Source organism: Frankia sp. AgKG'84/4 (genome assembly GCF_023242965.2).
Taxonomy (GTDB): domain Bacteria; phylum Actinomycetota; class Actinomycetes; order Frankiales; family Frankiaceae; genus Frankia.
Genome location: NZ_JALKFU020000264.1, coordinates 1 through 7043 on the forward strand (window position 1 = coordinate 1; position 7043 = coordinate 7043).

Genomic DNA, 7043 nt, shown 5'->3' on the forward strand with positions numbered 1-7043 from the left:
CCGTTGGGCGGGACGCAGGCTGGCGGCGGCGTCGAGCAGCGCCGACGGGTTGCCGCCGACACGGCCCGCGAGCTCCTCGGCGACGCCCGGGGCGACGTTGATGCCCCGGGCGGCGACGAGCGCGGCGCAGTCATCGATACCGAGGCCGCCGAGCTCGATCGCTGGCAGCCCGGAGCCCTCGCACATCCACGCCGCGTCCGAGCGGACGGCGAACAGCATCGACACCCGCTCGACGGAGAGCCGGCGGGCGACGAACAACAGCACTTGCCGGGACGGCTCGTCGATCCACTGCAGGTCATCGACGAGAAGGACCAACGGATGTTCCTCCGCGGCCGCGGCGAGAAGGTTCAGCGTGCCCGCGCAGGCGGCGTAGGGGCCGGCGAGGGTGCCCTCGGTGAGCGCGAGGCAGATCTCCAGCGCGGCGCGCTGCGCGTCGGGCAGGCCGGCCAGGTGCCCGCGCAGCGGCAGGACGAGGTCCGCCAGGGTCGCGTAGGGCAGCACCGCCTCCGATTCGACCCCACGCAGCCACCGGACACCGGCGGTGGACCTGCGTTCCGCGTGGCGCAGCACCGCGCTCCGCCCGATGCCAGGGTCGCCCCGCACCACCAGCGCACAGCAGCGTCGCGTGACCGATGCGAGCAGGCCATCGACCAGCCGGCGCTCCCTGTCCCGGCCGAACAGCCGTTCCCCGGCAAACCGAGCTCCCCCTCGCGCAGGCGCATTCTCACCCGCGGAAATCCCCCCGTCCACGCCATCGCGACCGTCAGTCAGGACATTCCCATCAGCCGGAATCCGCGCGGCAACCAAGGGCACATCGGCCACCAGATCACCCCCGATGCCTGAACACGCGCCAGCGGGTGCCGCGCGCGTCACGACGTTTTCGCTGACAACTCCCCCTGCACCGTTCACAACGGCCAGACCTCCCGCGGCATGCTCTCGGCGTGTCTCCATCCTGCCGCTCCAGGCGTTGTTGCAAAAGGGCTTTTCTACCTTCGTTCGCGCCGCCGTCCACAAACTGACCGGGAATTCCCCGACGCGCCCCGACCGGACAGGTGTTGACCTGGGAGTACGGGGTAACCGTGGTAGCGCCGGGAGGGAACCGCCCTGGCCGGAGAACTCGCCATGATGACCGTGGCCGGTCGTCCCCCGCTCACCCGCTAGGAGTCGAGATGGACTGCCGCCAGCGGCTGGACTGCGTGCGGGTCCGGGTGACGCTGGCCGGGCGGCGGGCCGAGGCGGCCTACCGGACACCGGAACTGGGGGTGACGGCGGGCCGATGGCACCGGCTCTTCTGCTTCGCAGCCGCCGCCGACAGCGCGACATCCGTCGCCCAGGCCACTGCGGACGAAGGTCTTCTACTGCTGTTACACGACTATGACCGACCCGGACCGGGCCGCACCATTTCCACGGTCAGAATGCGGCCAGCGCGCCGGTCACGACTGAGCTCGGAATGGATCCGAACCCGCGACGTAGATGGGCATGTCCTTCGGATGGAGGCCGACTGGATCGGCGAAAGACATGCGCTCGCGGTGACACTCACCGCCGACCGCGGCACCCGTAGCGCCAGCGACCTCCAAACCGGACGAATTATGCCGAGTGCCGTTTTCTCGGCTACCCAGCTGCGATTCCTACGGGAGTGCGCGGACGGCCCGGTCGACCTGGACCAGCATCGCCTCGTTGGACCGGTCCGGGCCCTCCACTGGCGCGTTCCGCTGCAGGTGGCCGGTTTTCCCGTCGCAGCGCGTCTGTGGTCGGCCCCCTCGAGGGCCGACCGGCCTGGCCCGACAGAGGTGCTGGACCTGTCCATCCGGGTCGAGCCGGCCGGCGCCGAGATCGCCCAGATCGCCTTCGAGGCAGCGCTACGCGACCTCGGCCTCGACCTCGATGAGGCCCACGACATCGAGGGGATGGTGACGCCGGCAACGGAGCGGGCAGCGGTGCGGCTGTTGTTCGGCTGCTGAGTTCGGGCGGCGCGACCGCGACGCGCGGGAGGATGCCGCACGCGCCGACGGCCCCGCCAGGTTCTCCCGGCGGGGCCGCGGCGGACCAGCGCCCCGGCTGGGAACCGGTGCGCCAGCGCAGGTCAGGCGGAGACGATGAAGGTGCGACTGGTCTCGCTCGTGGTGTCGGTGAACTGCCCCGACTTCAGCGAGAACGACGCGATCACGTCGAGTACGTCGTCCTCCGCCGCCGACCAGGTCGTGTCCGGAACGTTGATCCGTAGCTGTGTCTGGAAGTTCCCGGTGCCCGTGCTCGGCAGCTGCGCTGTGCTCGCCGGCACGGCGTAGGCGACCGTGAACTGGCTCTGGTTGCGTACGGTCGCGACCAGTCGGTAGCTCGCACCCCCAAACGCGATGATGCCCTTGCCGACCTCGATGTCCACGAGGACGTCGAAGGTCTTGCCCGACTCGATGACGTCGACGGTGTTCGCGGTGCCCTTTTCCACCGCGGTGACCGCCTTGACCGTCGCATCCCAGCTACCCGACATGTCGCTGACCTCCCTGAAGCGGTTGGAGCTGCGTCTCGCAGTCTGCGAACCGGGCGCCCCGGCGGCATCGGGGAGATCTCTGACATCCGCCCTGAAGCGGTACGGGGCAGGGAGTTCAGCCGGCCACCAGCGCGAAGCGGCGGGCAGCCCGGTGCGCGGGCTCGCCGTGCCGGGTGCGGCGTCAGCCGCCCGCGCGTTCGGCGAGCAGCTGGCCGACCAGCCGGTGAAGGCCGTCCTCGACCCCTCGCGGGCGGGTCAGGTCCAGGTGGTTGAGCATCGCGAGGCGGGCCGGCGGGGCGACCGGTTCGAGCAGCACCGGGATGAGCCGGCGGTGCCGGTTCGCCGGGTCGGCGCTCTGCGTCAGCAGGTTCTCGAACTCGGCCCATTCGCTGGTCAGGTAGGCGGGGGTGAGCACCAGCAGCGTGCGGCGGCTCTCCTCGACCGCACGCTCGATCTCGGTCAGGGTCGGCGCGCCGATCCGGAAGTCGTCACTGTCGAGCATCACCCGCAGCCCGGCGCCGCGCAGTCGTGGCACGAGAACGGTGTCGACCCACTCGGCGTTGACATGGCTGTAGCTGACGAACACGTCGTACCGCACGGGCAGGGGTTGACGCTCCGGCACCGGGACGCCGGGAGGGACCGGGGGATCACCGCCGTCGAACAGCGGGCGGCGCCAGGGCACCTGGTACGGCAACCGGAAGGCCGCCGCGCTCTCCCGCGCGTCAACCAGATCGCACAGGATCCGTTCCTCCTCGCGGAGCTGGCCGGGGGGCGTTGCCTGCCGGTAGGCCTCGCCAGCCAGCCCTGGCCGGTGATCGTCAGGTGCTGCCAGGCCAGTTCCGCCTCGTGGTCGTCGTCGTCGAACGGGACCACGGCGAAACAGATCTGCCGGCCGGTGTCCCCGCGTGTGCAGGGCGACCAGGACAGTCTCTTGCGGACCTCGTGCACCGAGCCGAGGTCCGGTTCGAACGGACGCAGCTCCCGGCGGATCTCGCCGGCCGACGTCAGCGCGGTGCTCCGCAGATGGCCGGGGAGCTGCGCCAGGCGGTCCCGCAGCGCCCGGGCGTCCGCGACGACCTCCTGCTCGCCGCCGCCGGGCGGTCGGTACACCTGGCCCAGCAGCACGGCGCGCAGCAGTTTCGACCGCGGGTCGTTGAGGTACCGCAGCTCGAACCGGCTCGCCTGCTGCGCGCCGCCAGCCAGGCATGATCCGCGGACCGCGCCGCGAGGTGATGCTGGTCGACCGGCGCGTCGGACGGCGCGGGGCCCGCCCGGTCACCACCGGGGGCGAGCCGCAGGCCGATCCAGGCCCCATGCCCCGGCGGGCGGACGTTCGACGAGCACGTCGTCCCCGCCACCGACGGGGCGCCCACTCACCGGAATGCCGGGCCTTCCTCCTCAGGAGGCGGCCAGTTCCCGCCGGCCGGGGGCGGCGGGGTGGCGGCGGCGCCACCCGGAGGGAGGAACGTTCCCGCCGGCGGATACAGCCGGTAGGTGCTGTCGGCGTCCGGCTGGTCCGGCGGCGGCGCGGACCAGCCCTGCTCCGGCGGCAGCCGCGCACCCTGCGGATACGCGGCGCCGTCCTGGGGAGCGGCCTGCGGGTACGACTGCCCCCAGGTGTCCCGCGGGCCTGACGGGCCGCCCGGAGGAACCTGCGGAGACGGCTGGCTCGGAGGGATCCGCAGATAAGGCTGGCTTGGCGGATTCAGCGAGTACGGCTGGCTTGGCGGATTCTGCGGATAGGGCTGGTGGAGCCCGTACTGCGTATCGAACGGGACCGGAGCGTCCGGCTGGGCCGAGGGGCCCGACTGCCAGTTCGGACCTGTCGGCTGGTGGGCCTGTCCCGGTGCTGGCACGTACCCGGGCGCCTGCGCTGACTGGGCAACCGGCACGCGCGTCTCCTCGATCGGCGGCATTCCGTGCGGGAAACCGAACTCGATCGGCACCGGGCGCTCGTCCAGGGCGGCGTGAAGGCCCTCTCGGCAGGCGGAGTGCACGGCCTCCCGCATCGCGCGGGCGGTTTCCGTGCGCAGGGCCCTGCTTTCCAGGTCGCCGCGCTTGAGCATGGCCGCGATCCCATCGGTGGCGAACCGAATCAACAACACAATGCCAAGTCGCTTGCGCCACATCATCCAGCCGAGATACAGGCTGGTCCCGTACGGGAATACCGAGACGTAGGCGTTGTAGTCCCCATAGCTGAGGACGAGTCGGTTGTTGACACTGTGGCGGCCGAGCCCGGTGTCTATCCGGCGGTAAGCGATCAGTACAGGTATCTGACGGTTCCGCAGGGAGCCGACGATCTGACTGTAGGCCGAGTTCGTGCGGTCGGCGGAGTCGGCGAGGAGCACCCGCCACTCGCCTATCGGCTCGCGCCGTTTCACGAACAGCAACACGATCCAGAAGATCGCGGTCGAGAGGTAGGCCCCGGTCGCGAAAGTGCCCCTGGCGAAGGAGTAGTCATCGCCGCTGTCACCGAAACCGTCGTCGGAGCTGCCACCGCCGATGCCCTCGGTCGCGGCGGCAAGAGCAGCGATGAGGACAAAGAACAGCAGGACGAAAAGCGAGGCCATGGTGGCCCGTAACCAGAGCCGAAGGACCTCCATACCGGAGACGCTGTCGTCCAGGGAGAGCTCGATGGGTTGATGACGCAGCGTCTTGTCGAGATAGGCCGCGTTACCGTCATTGCCGTGCCAGCCGGGCATCTGCATGCCGTCGGCTTCCCACATGCCGCCCCCGATCGTTGGACCGGGCCTAGGCTACGACATCTCGGGCATAACTGGCGAGTCGTTATCGCGTGGATCCCGTATTTTGCGGGTTTCCGCAGGTCGTCCGCACGGCAATCATCTCGCCCGGAACCGGGCGAGTCGAGGTCGCGGCAGCGGTACCGGATCCGACGTCGCGTCGGCCGCGACGCCGTCAACGATCGCGGCCGCGGGGTCAGTGGTTTTCGGCGGTGGTCGCGGGCGCGACCGGATGCGGACCGGTGTCCGGGTGCGCGTCGCCGAACCAGACGGTGCGGCGGACGTGGTCGACGTAGCTGACGATGATGTGCACGACCCGGCGGGAGACGTCGTCGGCGGCGTAGTCGGCGACGACGCGCGGCCGGCGGTCGCTCTCGGCCTCGCGCACGATCAGCTCGGCGGCGGCGAGGACCCGATCGGCGCGCAGCACGGTGGAGACGAGCACCCCGCGGTCCATCCCCTCCGGGCGCTCGTGGGCCTCGCGGATGAGCACCGCCGGGAAGCCGACGAGGGAGCTCTCCTCGGTCAGGGTGGCGCTGTCGGACAGTACGCACAGGGCGGCCCGCTGCAGCGCGATGTAGTCCGGGAACCCGAACGGCCGACAGAAGCGGACCCGGTCGTCGATCATCGGCGCCCGGCCGGAGCGGCGCAGCGCCGCGAGCCGGTCACGCGTGCGCGGATGGGTGGAGACGACCACCGGCAGCCGGTAGCGCACGGCGAGGCGGTTCAGGGTGTCCAGGAACGCCTCGATCGCCTCCGGCCGGCTGACGTTCTCCTCCCGGTGCACGCTGACCACCAGGTACCGGCCGGCCTGCACGCCGAGGGTGGCCAGCACCGAGGAACTGTCGATGAGCGGCGCGTAGTGGTCGAGCACCTCGCGGACCGGTGAGCCGACGACGAAGATCCGGTGCGTCGGCAGGCCCTCGGCGAGCAGGTGGCCGCGGGCCTGTTCGGTCAGGGCGAGGTGGACGTCGCTGAGCTGGTCGGCGACCCGCCGGTTGATCTCTTCGGGCACCCGCTGGTCGAAGCAGCGGTTGCCGGCCTCGAGGTGGAAGACGGCAATGCGGCGGCGCTTCGCGGCGATGGCGGCGTAACAGGTGTTCGTGTCGCCGTGGATGAGCAGCGCGTCGGGCTGCTCGGCGGCGAGGATCGGATCGAGCTGGCCGATGAGGCGGCTGATCGTCTCCGCGGGGGTGGCGCCGGCGCACTCGAGGGTGTGATCGGGTCGGCGGACGCCGAGCTCGTCGAAGAAGACCTGACTGAGCTCATGGTCGTAGTTCTGGCCGGTGTGCACGAGCCGCAGGTCAACCGCCCGGTCGAGAGCCGCCAGCACCCTACTCAACTTGATCACTTCGGGTCGGGTGCCGACGACAGCCAGCACCCGCAGGCGCCGTTCGGCGGGCCCGGCGCCCGGCTGCGGGACGACGGGCGCGGGCCTGGCGACGCTGCGCGGCGCGCGGCGCGGCTGCGGCCCGCTGGGCTGCGGCACGAGCGGGGTGAACCGCTCGCCGGGAAGCTCCGAGGGCGCCGTCGGCACGGAGGGCCCGCTCTGCTCGGGATTACCACGCGGCATCTGGACTCCCCCTGGCGCACGCGGATGTCACCATCAGCCGCGTCGGGGTCGACCCTGGTGCCGGCGCCGCCCGCGGCCGTCACCAGGAACGTATCACTCTCTGCAATTTCTCGTAACTCAGAGTTGAGGTATCACCCTCCGGCGCGGCGGCGGCCGGGGGGGGGGGGGGCCCCCCCCCGCCCCGCCCGCGGCCTACCCACCCCGCCCCCGACCATATTAAACAACGCGCGCGGGGGGTCAC

General features: G+C 71.2%; 7 protein-coding genes. 2 read left to right on the forward strand and 5 right to left on the reverse strand.

Translation table 11 applies throughout. The annotated features are described in order from the left end of the window. On the reverse strand, positions 1-1323 hold a 1323-nt coding region (locus MXD58_RS16315), incomplete at its 3' end, for an ATP-binding protein (protein ID WP_308301978.1). Positions 1324-1790: 467 nt separating this feature from the next. Here MXD58_RS16315 and MXD58_RS16320 point away from each other — a divergent pair. Continuing rightward, positions 1791-1961, forward strand: a complete 171-nt coding sequence (locus MXD58_RS16320) for a hypothetical protein (RefSeq protein ID WP_250609494.1) — start codon at positions 1791-1793, stop codon at positions 1959-1961. Between the two features lie 122 nt (positions 1962-2083). Here MXD58_RS16320 and MXD58_RS16325 read toward each other — a convergent pair whose 3' ends face one another. Next, positions 2084-2488 carry a hypothetical protein gene (locus tag MXD58_RS16325; protein ID WP_248839502.1) on the reverse strand — a complete coding sequence of 135 codons (405 nt, stop codon included), beginning with the start codon at positions 2486-2488 and terminating at the stop codon, positions 2084-2086. 181 nt (positions 2489-2669) lie between these two features. After that, positions 2670-3182 carry a toll/interleukin-1 receptor domain-containing protein gene (locus MXD58_RS16330; protein ID WP_250609496.1) on the reverse strand — a complete coding sequence of 171 codons (513 nt, stop codon included), beginning with the start codon at positions 3180-3182 and terminating at the stop codon, positions 2670-2672. A gap of 128 nt (positions 3183-3310) precedes the next feature. On the opposite strand from MXD58_RS16330, the gene MXD58_RS16335 reads away from it, so the two are divergent. Continuing rightward, positions 3311-3697: a hypothetical protein gene (locus tag MXD58_RS16335; protein ID WP_248839500.1), complete on the forward strand. Its 387-nt coding sequence runs from the start codon at positions 3311-3313 to the stop codon at positions 3695-3697. A gap of 164 nt (positions 3698-3861) precedes the next feature. Here MXD58_RS16335 and MXD58_RS16340 read toward each other — a convergent pair whose 3' ends face one another. Together MXD58_RS16340 and wecB are read right to left on the reverse strand one after the other, a co-directional pair. Further along, on the reverse strand, positions 3862-5214 hold the full coding sequence (locus tag MXD58_RS16340; protein ID WP_248839499.1) for a hypothetical protein: 1353 nt from the start codon (positions 5212-5214) through the stop codon (positions 3862-3864). Between the two features lie 211 nt (positions 5215-5425). Beyond that, positions 5426-6802, reverse strand: coding sequence for a non-hydrolyzing UDP-N-acetylglucosamine 2-epimerase (gene wecB / locus MXD58_RS16345; RefSeq protein ID WP_248839498.1), 1377 nt, complete (start codon positions 6800-6802; stop codon positions 5426-5428). Positions 6803-7043: the final 241 nt, after the last annotated feature.